8 protein-coding genes are annotated in these 17,892 nt (G+C 65.0%); 3 read left to right on the top strand and 5 right to left on the bottom strand.

Features of this window, described 5'->3' with window-relative positions; translation table 11 throughout:
• Nucleotides 1-41 precede the first annotated feature (41 nt).
• From glgX to BN2476_RS18570, 5 genes are all read right to left on the bottom strand, one after another.
• Entirely contained in the window at nt 42-2,255 is a 2,214-nt protein-coding gene (glgX, locus tag BN2476_RS18595) for a glycogen debranching protein GlgX (protein ID WP_087735637.1), read from the bottom strand.
• Nucleotides 2,256-3,083: 828 nt separating this feature from the next.
• Nucleotides 3,084-5,309, bottom strand: coding sequence for a 1,4-alpha-glucan branching protein GlgB (gene glgB / locus BN2476_RS18585; protein WP_087735635.1), 2,226 nt, complete (start codon nt 5,307-5,309; stop codon nt 3,084-3,086).
• On the bottom strand, nt 5,302-8,757 hold the full coding sequence (treS, locus tag BN2476_RS18580; RefSeq protein WP_087735634.1) for a maltose alpha-D-glucosyltransferase: 3,456 nt from the start codon (nt 8,755-8,757) through the stop codon (nt 5,302-5,304). Before treS ends, glgB begins: the two co-directional genes overlap by 8 nt.
• Nucleotides 8,747-12,196: a maltotransferase domain-containing protein gene (locus BN2476_RS18575; RefSeq protein ID WP_087735633.1), complete on the bottom strand. Its 3,450-nt coding sequence runs from the start codon at nt 12,194-12,196 to the stop codon at nt 8,747-8,749. The genes treS and BN2476_RS18575 overlap by 11 nt, the downstream gene beginning before the upstream one ends.
• 537 nt (nt 12,197-12,733) lie before the next feature.
• Nucleotides 12,734-13,399 carry a DUF1345 domain-containing protein gene (locus tag BN2476_RS18570; protein WP_087735632.1) on the bottom strand — a complete coding sequence of 222 codons (666 nt, stop codon included), beginning with the start codon at nt 13,397-13,399 and terminating at the stop codon, nt 12,734-12,736.
• A gap of 467 nt (nt 13,400-13,866) precedes the next feature.
• On the opposite strand from BN2476_RS18570, the gene BN2476_RS18565 reads away from it, so the two are divergent.
• The 3 genes from BN2476_RS18565 (at nt 13,867) to BN2476_RS18555 (ending at nt 17,828) form a co-directional block, all read left to right on the top strand.
• A complete protein-coding gene (locus BN2476_RS18565) occupies nt 13,867-14,577 on the top strand; it encodes a sugar dehydrogenase complex small subunit (protein ID WP_268957913.1) in 711 nt (236 codons plus the stop codon).
• Between the two features lie 146 nt (nt 14,578-14,723).
• On the top strand, nt 14,724-16,319 hold the full coding sequence (locus BN2476_RS18560; RefSeq protein WP_087735631.1) for a GMC family oxidoreductase: 1,596 nt from the start codon (nt 14,724-14,726) through the stop codon (nt 16,317-16,319).
• A gap of 24 nt (nt 16,320-16,343) precedes the next feature.
• Nucleotides 16,344-17,828: a c-type cytochrome gene (locus BN2476_RS18555; protein ID WP_235850875.1), complete on the top strand. Its 1,485-nt coding sequence runs from the start codon at nt 16,344-16,346 to the stop codon at nt 17,826-17,828.
• Nucleotides 17,829-17,892: the final 64 nt, after the last annotated feature.

Below are 17,892 nucleotides of genomic sequence, written 5' to 3'. Positions count from 1 at the left end.
TGTGCTCATTGACGGGCCCGTTCGCGTGCTCATTCGCGCGTTCATTCGGACGGCTCCGGGTCGGGCATCGACGTGCCCGGGTCCGGCGGCAGCGCCGTCAACAGACGCGGGCCGTACTGTGCGCCCGCGCGCCAGCTCGCCTGCCAGTCCGCGTCGCCCGTGGGCTGCGCCGCGACCACGACCATGCTGTGTGCAGCGACCTCCAGATCGGGCGCCGCGAGAGGAGCGGGCGGCGCTTGCGGGTCAGATGTATCGATGAGCACGTGCCATTCCAGGTGCGGCGGGGGCGGCGTGAAGCGCACAGCCGCCGCCGACGCGTTCAACATCATCAACAATACTTCCGTTTCTTCGTTCAGGCCCGGGCCCGCGCGCCGCAGCGTGAACGCGCGGCCTTCGGGGTCCTGCCACGCTTCGATCGTGAGCGCCTCGCCCTGTTCGTCGAACCAGCCGACGTCGTAAAGGCCGGGCAGCACCTCGCGGTCGCCGAACAGGAAGCGGTTTTCGCGCAATAGCGGGTGCTGTTTGCGCAACGCGATCATGCGCGCGAAGAACATGGTCATTTTGCGCCCGTGCGGAAGCGTGGCGCGTTCCCAATCCATCCACGAAATTTCGTTGTCCTGGCAGTACGCGTTGTTGTTGCCGCGCTGGGTGCGGCCCATTTCGTCGCCGGCGAGCATCATCGGCGTGCCGAGCGCGATGAAGAGCGTCGCGATCAGCGAGCGCGCGACGCGTTCGCGTGTTTCGGCGACAGCGGGTTCGTCGGTCGGGCCTTCGACGCCCCAGTTCGAGCTGCAATTTTCGTTGTGGCCGTCGTTGTTGTTCTCGCCGTTCATCTCGTTGTGCTTTTGCGTGTACGAGACGAGATCGGCGAGCGTGTAGCCGTCGTGCGACGCGACGAAGTTGATCGACGCCGTCGGCTTGCGAAAGCGCCGGTTGAAGAGATCCGCCGATCCTGTCAGGCGCGCGGCGAGATCGGGCCGCATGCCGGCGTCGCCGCGCCAGAAGCGGCGCACGGAATCGCGGAAACGGTCGTTCCATTCGGCGAAGCCTGGCGGATGATTGCCGAGCTGATAGCCGCCGGGGCCGATGTCCCACGGCTCTGAAATCAGCTTGCGTTGCGACAGGATAGGGTCCTGACGCAGCGCGTCGAAGAAGCCCGAGCCCGGATCGAAGCCCGAGTGCTCGCGCCCGAGCGTGACGCCGAGATCGAAACGAAAGCCGTCGATATTGAAGGCCGTCGACCAGTAGCGCAGCGAGTCCATCACCATTTGCAGCACGCGCGGGTGTGGCAGGTTGAGCGTGTTGCCGCAGCCCGTGTCGTTGATGTGATGCCGCTCGTCGCCGGGAATCAGGCGATAGTAGCTGGCGTTGTCGAGTCCGCGCCACGACACCGTGGGGCCCATTTCATTGCCTTCGCACGTGTGGTTGTAGACGACGTCGAGTATTACCTCGATTCCCGCCGCGTGCAGTTGACGGACGGCGATGCGCATTTCGTCGAGCCGGTGCGTGGACAGATACGACGGCTCGGGCGCGAAGAACGCGGCCGTGTTGTAGCCCCAGTAATTGCGCAGTCCGCGCTCGACGAGAAAGCGGTCGTTGAGAAAAGCGTGGACGGGCAGCAGTTCGACGGCCGTGACGCCGAGCTTGAGCAGATGTTCGATGAATTCCGGCGACGCGAGCGCGGCGAACGTGCCGCGCTCGGGCGCGCGCAGGTCCTTGCGCAGCATCGACGCGCCGCGCACGTGTGTTTCGTAGATGACGGTTTCGTTCCACGGCACGTTGGGGCGCTTGTCGTGGGACCAGTCGAATGCTTCGTCGACGACGACGCACTTCGGCATCGCGGGCGCCGAGTCTCGCCGGTCGATCGACAGGTCCATTCTGTTCGAATGAACGCGATAGCTGAAGAGTGCATCCGACCATCTGAACTGACCGATGAGCTTTCTCGCGTAAGGGTCGAGCAGCAGCTTGTGAGGATTGAACCGATGTCCGTTTTGCGGCTGATAGGCGCCGTGGGCCCGCAACGCGTAGACGGTGCCGGGGTGCGCGTGGGGCAGGTAGCCGTGCCAGATTTCGTCGGTGCATTCGGGAAGTGCGTAGCGTTTGAGTTCCTTTCGGCCTGTCGGCTCGAACAGGCACAACTCGATTCGTTGCGCGTTCGCGGAGAAGACCGCGAAGTTCACGCCCAAGCCGTCCCAGCTCGAACCCAAGGGGTATGGGTTGCCCGGCAACAGTCGGTCTGGTAGTACATGGGACATGGTTTTCCTTTTTTGTCTGCGACGCTTTGGTTTGCTTTGCCCTTATCGCGGGCATCCGCGAATGCGTTGGTTCGCCTTGCCCTTCGCGGGGCATCCGCGATGCGCCTACCGGCGCGGGCGTTGCCCCTGTGCGGGGCGGCACCTACTTTTCTTTGCAGCGGCAAAGAAAAGTAGGCAAAAGAAAGCCGCTCACACCGAGCCTCTTGGCGATTACCCACGGGCCCTCAACGTCCCCATCGTTCACACGGCTGCGTATTGGCCCATGTTCGTTGCCAACGCACTACCAAGCGCCTCACCTGCATCTGCACCCGAATTACGCCCCGCGACATCGAATATCCCCGGCCCCTTTGCGGCAAACTGTGTGTAGGCATTCGCACCGCACAGGACACCCGCGCTGCGCGATGCGGCGACAAGTGCGGGCGTGCCCTATACAACACAGCAACCTCCATTCACTACCGACATGCGGCGCTGGAACAGCGATACCCTTGGCCGTGCCACGCGTGCGTGAAGCGGGTGAGGCGTTTAGCCGGAGCGTTGGCAACGAACATCAGCGAGCCCGCTGTCGTATGAAGCATGGGGCCGTTGAGAGCCCGTGGGTAAACGTCAAGCACTGGCGGTGTGAGTCCGCTTTCTTTGCTTACTTTCTTTGCGCCGGCGCCCCGAAGGAAGTCCCCTTGGGGGACAAAGAAAGTGAGTGCCGCCCCGCACAGGGGCAACGCCTGCGCCGCGAGGCGCATCGCGGATGCCCGCGATAAGGGCAAAGCAGACCAACGCAATCGCGGATGCCAGCGAAGGGCAAAGCAAACCAACAGCCTCGCAGAGTAAAAATCAGTCTGCCCTTAGTACTACCGTCCCCAACGGCGGCAAGATCAACGAAGCGGACTGCGGCCGTCCATGCGCCGCCACCTCTTCCGTATAAATCACCCCGGCATTCCCCACATTCGACCCGCCATAAACACCCGCATCGGTATTCACGACTTCGACCCAACGCCCCGGACGTGACATGCCGATCCGATATCCCTGTCGCGGCACCGGCGTGAAGTTGCAAACGGTAATGAGCTCGCGCCCCGCGCCATCCACGCGCCGCCACGCAAACACAGAGTTCCCCGTGTCATCGCCGACGATCCACTCGAACCCGCCAGGCTCGGAATCGAGCCGATGCAACGCAGGCTCCTCGCGATACAGCCGGTTCAGATCGCGCACGAGCCGCTGCACGCCGTGGTGCATGTCGTCGTCGAGCAGATGCCAGTGCGGCGAGCCGTCGTGATCGAACTCGGCCATCTGCCCGAACTCGCCGCCCATGAACATCAGCTTCTTTCCCGGATGCGTCCACATGAACGCGAAGTACGCGCGCAGATTCGCAAACCTCTGCCAGCGGTCGCCGGGCATCTTGCCGAGCAGCGAGCCCTTCCCATGCACAACCTCGTCATGCGAGAGCGGCAGCACGAACTTCTCGGAGTACGCATACACCATCGCGAACGTCATGTTGTGGTGATGCCACCGACGATGGACCGGGTCCTCATGCATGTAGTGCAGCGTGTCGTGCATCCATCCCATGTTCCATTTGAACTGGAAGCCGAGTCCGCCATCCTCCGTGCGGGCCGTCACGCCAGGCCATGCCGTCGACTCTTCCGCAATCGTGATCGCGCCATGCACGTCCGGCATATGCTGCACTTCATGATTCAGCCGCTTCAGGAACGCAATCGCCTCGAGGTTCTCGCGGCCGCCATAGATGTTCGGCACCCATTCGCCCGCTGCGCGCGAGTAGTCGCGATACAGCATCGACGCCACGGCATCGACGCGCAATCCGTCGACGTGATAGCGCTTGAGCCACGCGAGCGCCGATGCGATCAGGAACGCGCTGACCTCGTTGCGTCCGAGGTTGTAGATCATCGTGTTCCAGTCCTGGTGATAGCCCTCGCGCGGATCGGCGTGCTCGTAGAGCGGCGTGCCGTCGAATTGCACGAGCCCATGCGAATCATTTGGAAAGTGCGCGGGCACCCAGTCGAGTATCACGCCGAGCCCCGCCTCGTGCGCGCGGTTCACGAAGCCCGCGAACTGCTCCGGCGTGCCGAAGCGCGCCGACGGCGCGAATTGCGACAACGGCTGATAACCCCACGATCCGCCGAACGGATGCTCGGCAATCGGCATGAACTCGATATGCGTGAAGCCCATTTCCTTCGCGTACGGAATCAGGCGGTCCGCAAGCTCGGACCAGTCGAGCCCGCGATGCCCCTCCTCCGCGATACGCAGCCACGACTCCGCATGCACCTCGTAGACCGAGATCGCGGATTGCACCGTCTGCTTCGCCGCGCGCGTCTGCATCCAGTCGCCGTCCGTCCACGCAAAGCGCTCGACTTCATCGACATGCGCAACCACGGAAGCCGTCGAAGGCGGCTTCTCCGTCTGCATCGCGCAAGGGTCGGCCTTCAGCGGCAACGGGTGGCCGTCGCGCGTCAGCATCTCGTACTTGTAACGCGTGCCCGCGCCGATGCGCGGCACGAACAGCTCCCACACGCCCGCCTGATGACGCATCCGCATCGGGTGCCGGCGGCCGTCCCACGAGTTGAAGTCGCCCACCACGGAGACGCGCCGCGCATTCGGCGCCCACACGGCAAAGCGCACGCCCGGCACGCCGTCCATCGAGTAGGGCCGCGAGCCGAGGCACTCGAGCACCGCATACGGATCGCCCCACGCGACGCGCTGCAACGGCTCGTCGCCGAGCACGGGGCCGAACGAATACGTGTCCTCGATTTCCTGAACGGGACCATGCCAGTCGATCCGCAAGCGATACGGCACGGCCTCGCTGACGGGCCCCGCGAACAGGCCCCCCGGATGCAGTTGCTCCAGTTCGCCGAGCAGTCTGCCGTCGTCGCGCGCGATCACCGACACGCGCGCCGCGTTCGGCTGCATCACGCGCACGACGGGACCAGCGCTCGTGTGATGCATGCCGAGCTGCGAGAACGGATCGTGATGGCGCGCATCGACGAGCGCATCCAGATCCACGCGATGCAGACCTGCCGCTTCAAGCTGAAGGTTGTGTTGCTCACTCATAGTCACCCTCCGATGCGGCGGGAGGCGTGGAGGCGTCATCGGGCGGCTGCGGCGACGCGCCCGTGTCGCCGAGCAGGCGGCTCGTCAGCGCGGCGAGCCCGCGCACCGGCAAGCTGAGCCATGCGGGCCGGTTGGCCGCTTCATAGCGGATTTCGTAGGCGGCTTTCTCGATCAGGAACAGATCGAGCAGCGCCTGTTCGTGCTCCGGCGCGACGAGCGGCTGCGACGCGGCTTCCGTCGCGGCACGATATTCGTCGAGGAACGCTTCGGCGGCGGCCTGGCGGAAGCGATCGAAGAGGGCGCGCTTGCGGTCGGCCGTCACCTGCGGCGCGGCTTCCGTCGACGATTGCGCGGCGGCGCTCGCATACGACAGCGAACGCAACAGGCCCGCCACGTCGCGCAACGGGCTCGACTTCGCGCGGCGCTCTTCGAGTTCGCGCGCGGGCTCGCCCTCGAAGTCGATCAGGAACGCGTCGCCTTGCGACACGAGCACCTGGCCTAGATGGAAGTCGCCGTGAATGCGCGTGCGCAGCGCATGCGCGTCGGGCGTCACGAGGTTCGCGACGGCTTCGATCAGCTTGTCCTTGCGATCGAGAATGCTGCGCCCGAGCAGCGCGCCGTCTTCGGTCAGATGCTCGACGTTTTTCTCGAGCAGTTCGAGCGCCGCAGCGAGCATCGTCTGCGTGCCGTCGATCCATGCCTGCACGTGCCCCGCGTCGGCGGGCTCGGGCGCGAACGCGGGGTTCCCGGAAGGCGTCGCGAGCGCGACGTGAAGTTCGCCCAGGCGCTTGCCGATGATGCCCATGTACGACGCGTAACCTTCGATCGCCTCTTCCTCGTTCACGCGGTCCTGGCTCGCCTGATTCGGATCGCCGCTTTCGACGGCGAGCGCGAGTTCGTCCACGGAACGGCGCAGCGTGTCGAGCGCCCAGTTCCATGCATCGCCTTGGTTGTCGACGAAGCCTTGCAGGATGCACAGCGTATGCGGCACGTCCTCAGGATCGATGCGCACGACTTCACCGTATAGCGGCGCCGTGTTCGCGTAGCCGAGCTGCGTCAGGTAGCGGCTCATCTCCGCTTCGGGATGCGTGCCCTTCAACAGACGCCGCACGAGCTTGAGCACGATCTTGTCGGCGATCACGAGCGAGCTGTTGCTTTGCTCGGCCGCGAGCCAGCGGATTTCGGGCTGGTCGCCGAGATCGAGTTCGGCGAAGCGGTCGGTCGGCACGAAGTGGATCGTGCTCTTCTGCACGGTCGGCACGGCGGCGCGCTCGCGCATCTTGCGCAGCACGCCGTACGCGAATTGCGGCAGCGCGAAGGCATCCGTCAGATGGCCGACAGTGCGGCCGCGCCGCACGCGCGCGAGCGCGAGCTGCATGAAGAGCGGCGTGGTCGTGTCGGCGCCCCACGTGATGGCAATCGGCAGCACATAACGCTCAGTGTGCTTGCCGACATCCGCTTCGATTTCGGTGAACGCAAAGCCCGCTTCGGGAATCGTCGTGAGCGCGGCGAGCCGCACGGCATGCATCTTCTGATCCTTCGATGCAAACCAGCGCCGCCGTCCCAGCCACGACGGCAGCACTTCCGATTCGAGCAGCCGCACGTTCTCGGGCGTCGGGCCCGTTTGCCCTTCGCGGATCACGATGGTCACGAAATCGGGCAGCGGTTCGGACGGCGCCTGGCTCCATGTCGGGCGGCCTCCGTCCTCACAAAGAAGGAACCACAGGAAGCCGTACGGCGGGAACGTCAGCAGATACGTCAGTTGCCCGATCGCGGGGAACACGGAGTCCGCCGTCATTTCGATCGGCACTGCGCCGTTGAATTCGGACAGATCGAGTTCGACGGCCTGCGGCGCGCGCGACAGGTTCGCGACGCACAGAATGGGCGGCTCGCCGGGCAGCTCGCGCAGATACGCGAGGATCTTGCGATTGCTCGGCTTCAGGAAGCGGATCGTGCCGCGCCCGAACGTGTGCTTCGAGCGGCGCGTCGAAAGCATGCGGCGTGTCCAGTTGAGCAGCGAATGCGGATCGCGGCTCTGCGCTTCGACGTTGACGGCATCGAATCCGTACAGCGCGCCCATCACGGGCGGCAACACGAGCTGCTCGGGATCGGCGCGCGAGAAGCCGCCGTTTCGGTCGGACGACCATTGCATCGGCGTGCGCACGCCGTCGCGGTCGCCGAGGTGGATGTTGTCGCCCATGCCGAGTTCGTCGCCGTAATAGATCACGGGCGTGCCCGGCATCGACAGCAGCAGTGAGTTGATCAGCTCGATGCGCCGGCGGTCGCGCTCCATCAGCGGCGCGAGCCGGCGGCGGATGCCGAGGTTCAGCCGCGCGCGCCGGTCGCTTGCATAGGTGTTCCACAAGTAGTCGCGCTCGGAGTCCGTGACCATTTCGAGCGTGAGTTCATCGTGATTGCGCAGGAAGATCGCCCACTGGTTCGTTTCGGCGAGATCCGGCGTCTGCTTCATGATGTCGGTGATCGGGAAGCGGTCCTCGCTCGCGATCGACATGTAGATGCGCGGCATCAGCGGGAAGTGGAACGCCATGTGGCATTCGTCTTCGTTGCCGAAGTATTCCTGCACGTCTTCCGGCCACTGGTTCGCTTCGGCGAGCAGCATCCGGTTCGGGTACTCGGCGTCGATGGTCGCGCGAATCTTCTTCAGGATTGCGTGCGTCTCCGGCAGGTTCTCGTTGTTCGTGCCCTCGCGTTCGACGAGATACGGCACGGCATCCAGCCGCAGACCGTCGATGCCCATGTCGAGCCAGAAGCGCATCACCTGCAGCACTTCGCGCATCACGGCGGGGTTGTCGAAGTTCAGGTCGGGCTGGTGCGAATAGAAGCGATGCCAGTAGTACTGGCCCGCGACAGGATCGTGCGTCCAGTTCGACGGCTCCGCGTCGATGAAGATGATGCGCGTCTCTTCGTATTTCTTGTCCGTGTCGGACCACACGTAGTAGTTGCGATGATTCGAGCCGGGCTTCGCGCGCCGCGCGCGCTGGAACCACGGGTGCTGGTCTGACGTGTGATTGATGACCAGTTCGGTGATCACGCGCAGGCCGCGCGCGTGCGCTTCCTGGATGAAGCGCTTGACGTCGCCGAGCGAGCCGTAATCGGGATGCACGCTCCTGTAGTCGGCGATGTCGTAGCCGTCGTCGCGGCGCGGCGACGGATAGAACGGCAGCAGCCATATCGCGCTCACGCCCAGTTCCGCGATGTAGTCGAGCTTCGCGATCAGGCCGGGGAAATCACCGACGCCGTCGTTGTTCGCATCGAAGAACGACTTGATGTGCACCTGGTAGATGATCGCGTCCTTGTACCAGAGCGGATCGTCGGCAAGCATCGAGACCTTGCCGCGGCGCGCCTTGCGAGGTTTCTCGGGCACGGCGGCCGTCGTATCGGTGATATGCGCTTGCGACGTGCTTTCCGCGGGATCGTCACGTTTCATATCGCACCTGCAATTCGTTGATCAGTGTGTCGTTGGCTGTCGGTTCCGTGTCTTCGGGAACCTCGTCGCGCGGCAGGCCGCCCGCCGGCGCAATGCGCCAGATCGAGAAAGGCCGCAAGCCGGGATTGAGCCGCACGTGTTGCCATCTGCCATGCCATTGAAACCGCTCGCCCGTCATCTGGTCGATCACGTCGATGGCTGCGTGATCGTGCAGGCCCCAGCGGTTGAACGTCGTCCACGACAGTTCGACATCGGCGCCCTGTTCGTTGTACGGATCGAGATTGATCGCGACGACGATCACGTTGTCGCGCGCCTCGGTGGCTTTTTCGAAGAACAGGATGTGATCGTTGTGCGCGGGCAGGAACGTGAGATTCAGATGCGTGTGCAGCGCCGGATTCGTGCGGCGGATACGGTTCAGTTCCGTGATCTCGCCGACGATATTGCCGGGCCGGTTCCAGTCCCACGCGCGGATCTGATACTTCTCCGAATCCAGATACTCTTCGCTGTTCGGCAGCGCCGACGCTTCGCACAGTTCAAAGCCGCTATAGACGCCCCAGAGTCCCGAGAGCATCGTCGCGAGCGCGGCGCGGATCAGAAAGCCCGGACGTCCCTGCGCTTGCAGATGGCGCGGGTTGATGTCCGGCGTGTTGACGAAGAAGTTCGGCCGGAAGAATTCGCGCAGATTGGTCTGCGTGAGCTCCGTCAGATACTCGGTGAAGTCGCGCTTCGACTCGCGCCACGTGAAGTACGTGTACGACTGCGAGAAGCCGAGCTTCGCGAGCCGCGCCATCACGCGCGGGCGCGTGAACGCTTCTGAGAGAAAGATCACGTCCGGGTGACGCGAGCGCACGTCGTTGATCATCCACTCCCAGAACGGGAACGGCTTCGTGTGCGGATTGTCGACGCGGAAAATGCGCACGCCCGCATCGACCCAGAAGAGGATCACGTCGCGCAACGCGATCCACAAATCGGGCTTCGCGTCGCGCGCGTAGAAGTCCGGGTTCACGATGTCCTGATACTTCTTCGGCGGATTTTCCGCGTAACGCAGCGTGCCGTCGGGACGCCATGCGAACCATGTCGGATGCTGATTGAGCCACGGGTGATCGGGCGAGCATTGAATCGCAAAATCGAGCGCGATTTCGAGGCCCTCGTCGTGCGCGGCGGCGAGCATCCGCTTGAAGTCGTCGAGCGTGCCGAGCCGCGGATGCACGGCATCGTGGCCGCCCGCTTCGCCGCCGATCGCATACGGGCTGCCGACGTCGTCGGCGTTCGCCGTCAGCGTATTGTTGCGTCCCTTGCGATTGGCGAGGCCGATAGGGTGGATCGGCGGAAAGTAGAGCACGTCGAAGCCCATGTCGCGGATGCGCGGCAGCTTCGCGATCACGTCGTCGAACGTGCCGTGACGATGCTCGTCGTCGCTCATCGAGCGCGGGAAGATCTCGTACCAGCTGCCGAAGCGCGCCTCCGCACGTTCGGCGTCGATCCGGTACACGATGGGATCGCGCGACAGGCCCGGCCGGTGACGCGCGGCGGCGAACGCCTGCGCCGTCGCCGGCGCGAGCACGACCGCGAGCCGTTCGCCCGTGCCGGCCTTCATGAACTCCCTGGTGATCTCTTCGAGCTGCTGCGGCTGCGAACCCTCGGCCGTTTCGGCTTCGGCCAATGCGAGCGCGAACAGATGCTTCGCCTCTTCGAGTTCGAGATCGACGGGTTGATCGGCCTTCAGCTTCTTCTGCATGTGATCGACGAGCGACGCGAAATCGTCGCGCCACGCGATCACCGTGAACTCGTGCCGCCCGATGCGTTCGAGCGGAATGCGCGCTTCCCAGATGTCGTTGCCGGCGGGCTGCGCGGGCGTCATCGGCACTTCGTGCCATGCCGTTTCGTCGGCGGCGCGCCAGATGACGGCGGCCGCGATCTTGTCGTGGCCTTCCGCGAACACGGCCGCCGTGACGGGCACGCGCTCGCCGACGACCCGCTTCGCCGGAAAGCGCCCGTGATCGACGGCGGGCGACACGCTTTCGATCGCCACGCGCGATGTCGTGATCGCGTCCAGCACGCTCTTGTGTCCCGAGGTTTTGGTGTTCTGCTTGTCGATGGGCGGCGCGAGCAGCACGGGCTTCTCGGCGACGGCGCGAAACAGGCGGCATGCGCCCGGCGCGAGCGTGAAGGAGCCAAGCGGCTGCGGCGCGCTGCGCGTCTCCGTGCCGAGCGACAGGAAGCGCGTGAAGCTGCCGGGCACGCCGTCGAGAAAGCGCGCGGGATCGATATGCACGGGCATGCCGAGCTCTGGATTGATCGCGATCAGCACGGCTTCGCCCGCGTTGCGCAGATCGCGCTGATCGCCGCGCATCAGGATCGTCGCGTGCGTGTCGGGGCTCGACAGCGAGCACAGCTCGCCGTTCGTCTGTAGCGCCCACGTGTCGCGGGAAACGGCGTTCGCGTGGCGCACGCGCTCGGAGAGATCGAAGCGTGCCGCGCCGCGCTTGCTCGCGTACTCGTCGGCGTTGCCGAGCGTGTGCGAGATCGGCTCCGCGATGCCGTACTCGAAGCCCATCGGCATCAGCCAGCCGGTGCCCGTCGATGCCGCCGTCAGCAGCGCGCGCCGGTACGCGCGCTCGACGATGGCCGAATCGTGCACGTCCGAGAGATCGGCGGCGAGCCGCTTGCCGTACGGCGCTTCGGGGAAGGCGACGGGCGAGCCGACGCGCATCAGCACCGCGTGCTCGTCGAAGAGCCATGGCGCGCGGAAGTCCCACCAGCGCGACGACGTGAACACGGCATCGAAGCCCACGCCTTCGAGCGCCGCGATGTCCGCGCTCGCGAGTCCGGGCGTCGCGGCGAGAAAGCGCGTCGACGGATGTTGCGATGAGCGCACCGCATCTTCGAGACGCCGCCATGCGAACGCGGGCACGCGATGCGGCGAATCGAAACGGAAGCCGCCGATGCCCGTTTCCGCGAGCGCATCGAGCGTGTGTACCCACCAGTCGATCAGCGGCGCGGCGGCCTGGTCGTTGCTGAAGTTCGCATACGCGACGTTGTCCTCGTGACGCGCGTGACGCGGATCGAGCCGCGCTTCTTCGGGCTCGAACGGATGAAACCAGTCGCGATGCTGGTGGAAGAGCTGACCGTCGGCCGCCGCGCGATCGATCACGAGATCGACGAGCAGGGTCAGCCCATGCTGGCTCGCGGACTCGGCGAGACGCTGCAGCACTTCGGGCGCGGATTGATCGGTGGCGAACGCGGGATGCAGCCGTGCATGATCGCTGACGATCTGCGCGTGCCCCGCCTGTCCCGGCTGAAACAACCCGCCGATCAGCACATGATCGAAACCCAGCGCGGCGGCATGTTCGAACTGCGCGGGCCACGCATCCAGCCGTCCGACGAGGGGGGAATGAACAAAGTAGATCCGCGGCGCATAAGCGTGAGGAGCTTCCATCGGTCGTTTCCAGATTCGTCCTGCTTTGCGGTGTGGATGCACATTCGTACGATCACGACCGCCTATTAGGCTTCAGAGCCGGATGCCGCGCGATGCGTCCTGCGACGGCGCGTATTGCTCAATGTAGTGCATTGATCGAATTGCCGCGCGCCAGTTCAAAGCGTCTGATTTGTACTGGCCGATCTGAACAGGATGCGCGTCATGTCGTCGGTCCCGCACCCGTCGGCAGGCGGTAAAGGAGCAAGCGCTATGCCAGAACGGGATGCAGCGCAGGCAGCACAGGCAAGGCGACATGCGCGCGGGCGAAGGCTGGCGCGGGCGCATACGACGCGATGAAACAGCGCGCTCGCATCGCCGTTCATATGAATCGCGATGCGAGGCTTGAGGGACGACGTGTAAATCGGGCGTGTCGTGCGGCGGCTGTTACATGGCGGGTTGTTACGGCATCGCGTGCGGCATGCGAACGTGCGAATGAGCAGCGGGCCGGCGCGGCGCGCGAAGCACCAGGCACCGGGCGTCGCCTGCCGCAAATGTGGGCTACGAGCCGAGCAGCCCCGCCGCCATGTTGATGCACAGCCCGAGCACGGCCACGTTGAAGTAGAACGACAGCACCGATTGCGCAAGCGCCGCGCGGCGTATTTCTCGCGAGCGCAGCACGACGTCCGATGTCTGCGAGGCGACGGCGATCGTGAACGAGAAGTACAGGAAGTCCCAGTAGTTCGGATCGAGCTTGTGGTCGGGAAACTTCAGCGCCGTTTCCTGCTTGTCGGTCGCGAAGTGCAGGCGCGCGTAGTGCAGTGTGAAGATGGTCGGTATCAGGAACCACGCGCCGATCAGCGTGACAGCCGTCACGATGTAGTGCGAGATGCCCGGCGCTTGCGAGCCGGAGCCGCCTTTCGACGACGCCAGCTCCAGCACGATCGCCGCGATGCTCGCCACCGTCGCGAGACAGATGATAAACAGCACGACTGTCGCGTTCTCGTCCTCGCGCTGCGCGATCTCGCGCACGCGGTCGTGATCGGCGCGGGCCATCTCGATCCACATCAACACGAGATAAGTCCATACGGTGACGTCCCACGAGACGAGCACGCGGATCATCGGGCGCATCGGCGTGCCCGCGAGCAGCGCGCCGATCAACACGCCGACAAGGAGGCCCGCCATCATGCGCGGGCGGTTGCGTAGCACCTGGGGAAAGGCGTTCATGGACGCGCGCTCCTGGCAGGATGGTGTGACAAGGGCATGTCGCGAAGCGATGCCGAAGGTTGCGGCGATTCTACGTTTGCATGCAGCATGATTTGTCGAAAAGGGTCCTGGACGTTATAGTTTTCCCGCAGTTTTGCTCAATGGCCTTGCATGCGGCTTTCACGAGGTGCGTTGCCTTGTCCCGGGGCGCAAAGGAAGCAAGAAGCACGCAACAGGCCGGCGAGGTCAATTGTGATCGGGCATCGCCGGAATGACCGGGTATGCGGCGCAATCGCTGGCGCCGCGCGGATGGCTGCACGATCGATGCGCCCGAATGCGCCCGACGGCCCGACGATTAGAGACCGCAAGACAGCGGCGCAAGACCAGCAAGACCAGTATTGGGGTGGACACACGGCGTGCTCGCAGGGTTCGGCCATTAGCCGGACGGCGAGCGCCCGTCGAACGACAAACATCATCTGGAGCCCCCAATGACAGATGTTGAACAACATGCTGCGCGCACCGATGCCGCGCACGCCGGCGAGGCAGCTCACGAGGTGGTGCAAGCGGCGGGCATCGACGACGGCGCGCAGGGCGGTTCCCGTCCCCGCACAGCTTCGGGTTCCGGCTTCATCGCGCGCTCGCCGTGCCGGCGCTCGTGGATGCTCGGTGCGCTCGCGTCGGCGGCTGGCTTTGCGTTTTCAACGGCGGCGAGCCATCGCGCCGCGCGCGGCATCGGTCCCGTTGCGAGCCTTTCGCACCTCGCGGGCATCTCGCCTGCCTACGCCGATACGCTGCCCGCGGGCGGCGGCTTCGATGCGTTCATTGCGCTGTCGGGCAAGCTCACGGGGCACACCAGCTTCGATCCCGTGCTCGGCAAGCGCGCTTACGAAGCGTTGTCCAAGGCGGACAGCCAGTTCACGCAGAACGTCGCCGCGCTCAACGCGTGGCTGCAGAGCCATGGCGGCGTGCCGTCCGACATCGTCACGCAGGCATTGCAGGCCGAACGGCCGAATCTCGCGAAGACCGTCAGCGCGATCACGCGTGCGTGGTATCTGGGGCTCGTCGGCGATGCGCCAAATGTCCAGGTAATCGCGTATGAAAGCGCACTGATGTTCGAGCCCGTGAAGGACATCCTGACGATTCCGTCGTATTGCCGCGACGTGCCGTTTTACTGGACCCGGAAACCCGCGAATGCGTGAGCGCTGCGCATGCAGCGTCACGTGTTCGTCTCGCACGCCGCTCGCCTTCGATGCGCGGCGGGGTCTCCGGACGGGTTGCCACACCCGTGAACAACACATAAGCCAGCGGATCAAGCCGGCCGCAGAGGGCAAAGAAGAGGGCAAGGATGGCAAACGCAAATTCCGCCGACGTCGTCGTAGTCGGCTCGGGCGTGGCGGGCGGTCTCGTCGCGCATCAGATGGCGCTCGCGGGCGCGTCGGTGATTCTGCTCGAGGCCGGGCCGCGTCTGCAGCGCGGGCAGATCGTCGAGAACTTCCGCAATTCGCCCGCGAAACTGGACTTCGCGACGCCGTATCCGTCGACGCCTTATGCGCCGCATCCCGAGTACTCGCCTGCGAACGACTATCTGATCCAGAAGGGCGACTATCCGTATAACTCGCAGTATCTGCGGCTCGTCGGCGGCACCACGTGGCACTGGGCCGCCGCGACATGGCGTCTGCTGCCGCCCGATTTCGAACTGAAGAAGCGGTACGGCGTGGGCCGAGACTGGCCGTATCCGTATGAAACGCTCGAGCCGTGGTACTACGCGGCCGAAGTGCAACTGGGTGTCTCCGGGCCGGACCCGTCGATCGATCTCGGCTCGCCGCGCTCAAAGCCGTATCCGATGGCGGGCCTGCCGCTGTCGTACATGGACCAGCGCTTCTCGGACGTGCTGAACGCGAACGGCTTCAAGGTCGTGCCCGAGCCCGTCGCGCGCAACAGCCGTCCGTACGATGCGCGGCCCACCTGCTGCGGCAACAACAACTGCATGCCGATCTGTCCGATCGGCGCGATGTACAACGGCATCGTGCATGCCGACAAGGCCGAGCGCGCGGGCGCGAAGCTGATTGCGCAAGCCGTCGTCTACCGGATCGAAGCGGACGACAAAGGGCTCATCACGGCCGTTCACTACAAGGACCCGAACGGCAACAGCACGCGCGTCACCGGCAAGCTGTTCGTGCTGGCCGCGAACGGCATCGAGACGCCGAAGCTGATGCTGATGTCGACTTCCGACAAGTTCCCGCACGGCATCGCCAACAGCTCCGATCAGGTCGGCCGCAATCTGATGGACCATCCGGGCACGGGCATCGCGTTTCTTGCGAACGAGTCGCTGTGGCCTGGGCGCGGGCCGATGGAGATGACGTCGGTGGTGAACTTCCGTGACGGCGCGTTCCGCTCGGACTATGCGGCGAAGAAACTGCATGTGTCGAACGGCGTGCCGACGATCGCGATCACATCGGCGCTGCTCAGACAGGGCCTGACGGGCGCCGAACTCGACCGGCAGATTCGCGACCGCGCGTCGCGCCTCGTCGTCGTCAACAGCTTCCACGAGCATTTGCCGGAGCCGCAGAACCGCATCGTGCCTTCCGCCGATCACAAGGACGCGCTCGGCATTCCGCAGCCCGAGATCTACTACTCGATCAACGATTACGTGAAGAAAAGCGCCGCGCACACGCACGAACTGTATGCGCAGATCGCGGGGCTCTTCGGCGGCACGGACGTGTCGTTCGACGATACGTTCGCGCCGAACAATCACATCATGGGCACGACGATCATGGGCAGCGATGCCGCCGATTCCGTCGTCGATCCCGACTGCCGCACGCACGACCACCAGAATCTTTTTATCGCGGGCAGCGGCGTGATGCCGGGCGCGGCTTCCGTGAACTGCACGCTGACGATCGCGGCGCTGTCGCTGAAGCTCGCCGACAAGCTCAAGCGCTAACTCTGACCCAACGCACGAAGACACATGATGAACCAGCACATGTCCCGCGCGCGCAAGCCAGGCGAACGCACCGGCAACCTGGACGCGACAGTTTTCTCAGGCAGCCGGCGCGCGGCGCTCAAATGCCGCCGCCGGATCTGGAAGATGGCGGCGCTCGCCGCAGCGTTCTCGCTGTTCGCGCTGTATCTCGCGTGGCTCGAAGCGTATGACGCGGCCCCGCGTCACAACGACGACGCGCCGCTCGCTGAAGCCGCCGCGCAAGGCGCAGCGCTGAGCGCAGGCACAGGCGCCGCGCCCGCTGGCGACGCGACAGGCACCGGCCCCGATCTCGTCAAGCGCGGCGAGTACCTCGCGCGCGTCGGCGACTGCATCGCGTGCCACACGTCGGACAAGGGCCGTCCTTTCGCGGGCGGCCTCGCGATCCATACGCCGTTCGGCACGATCTACACGCCGAACATCACCCCCGATCCGGATACGGGCATCGGCCACTGGACGGACGCCGACTTCATGCGCGCGATGCACGAAGGCATCGGCAAGGAAGGCGAGCGGCTCTATCCGGCGTTCCCGTATGTCGAGTACACGAAAGTCACCGAACGGGACGTGCAGGCGATCCGCGCATATCTGAACACAGTGGTGCCCGTGCACTACACGCCGCCCGCGAACAACCTGAGCTTTCCGTTCAACCTGCGCTGGCTGATGTTCTTCTGGAACCTGCTGAACTTCGACGAAGGCCGCTTCGTGCCCGACCCGAAGCAAAGCGCCGAATGGAATCGCGGCGCGTATCTGGTGCAGGGGCTCGCGCACTGCGAGGAGTGCCATACGCCGCGCAACTTCACGCAAGGACTCAAGACCAGCGAACGATTCTCAGGTGCGATCCAGGCGGGCTGGCACGCGTACAACATCACGCCGCACAAGATGAGCGGGATCGGCGGATGGACGGATCAGGACGTGACCAGCTATCTGTCGACGGGCGTCGCACCCGGCCGCGCGAATGCGGCGGGGCCGATGGCCGACGTGGTCGCGGACAGCACGCAGTATCTGGATTCCGAGGACCTGCGCTCGATCGCGACGTATCTGCGCACCGTCAAGCCGATCGACAAGGGCGAGTCGCGCGCGCGGGCCGGATGGGGCGCGCCGGCAAGCGACGTCGTCGCGTTGCGCGGCACGAAGATCAATGGCGCGAACGGCGCGCAACTGTTCCTCGCCAACTGCGCGACGTGCCACAACTGGACGGGCGAGGGCGTCGGCGCGAGCGCGCCGGGCGCGTATCCGTCGCTGATCCATAACACGGTGTCGGGCGCGAGCGACGCGAACAATCTCGCGATGGTGATCCTGCACGGCGTGAGCCGCACGACCAAAGTCGCCGACGTCCTGATGCCGGCATTCGACCGCGACCTGAGCAACGAGCAGATCGCCGCGATCACGAACTACGTGACGAAGCGCTTCGGCAATCCGCAATCGACTGTCAGCGTCGAGCAGATCGGCAACCTGCGCGCGACGCCGCAATGACGGCATGACACACAGATAGCGCGAGGCAGCGCGCGGCGCATGAATCCCACGACGTCCCGCGCGG

Source organism: Paraburkholderia piptadeniae (assembly GCF_900007165.1).
Classification (GTDB): Bacteria; Pseudomonadota; Gammaproteobacteria; order Burkholderiales; family Burkholderiaceae; genus Paraburkholderia; species Paraburkholderia piptadeniae.
This window is presented reverse-complemented; position numbering and strand designations above follow the sequence as displayed.

Coding starts and splice junctions, on each gene's coding strand:
- glgX (WP_087735637.1), bottom strand. CDS start 2,255: ATGTCCCATGTACTACCAGACCGACTGTTGCCGGGCAACCCATACCCC.
- glgB (WP_087735635.1), bottom strand. CDS start 5,309: ATGAGTGAGCAACACAACCTTCAGCTTGAAGCGGCAGGTCTGCATCGC.
- treS (WP_087735634.1), bottom strand. CDS start 8,757: ATGAAACGTGACGATCCCGCGGAAAGCACGTCGCAAGCGCATATCACC.
- BN2476_RS18575 (WP_087735633.1), bottom strand. CDS start 12,196: ATGGAAGCTCCTCACGCTTATGCGCCGCGGATCTACTTTGTTCATTCC.
- BN2476_RS18570 (WP_087735632.1), bottom strand. CDS start 13,399: ATGAACGCCTTTCCCCAGGTGCTACGCAACCGCCCGCGCATGATGGCG.
- BN2476_RS18565 (WP_268957913.1), top strand. CDS start 13,867: ATGACAGATGTTGAACAACATGCTGCGCGCACCGATGCCGCGCACGCC.
- BN2476_RS18560 (WP_087735631.1), top strand. CDS start 14,724: ATGGCAAACGCAAATTCCGCCGACGTCGTCGTAGTCGGCTCGGGCGTG.
- BN2476_RS18555 (WP_235850875.1), top strand. CDS start 16,344: ATGATGAACCAGCACATGTCCCGCGCGCGCAAGCCAGGCGAACGCACC.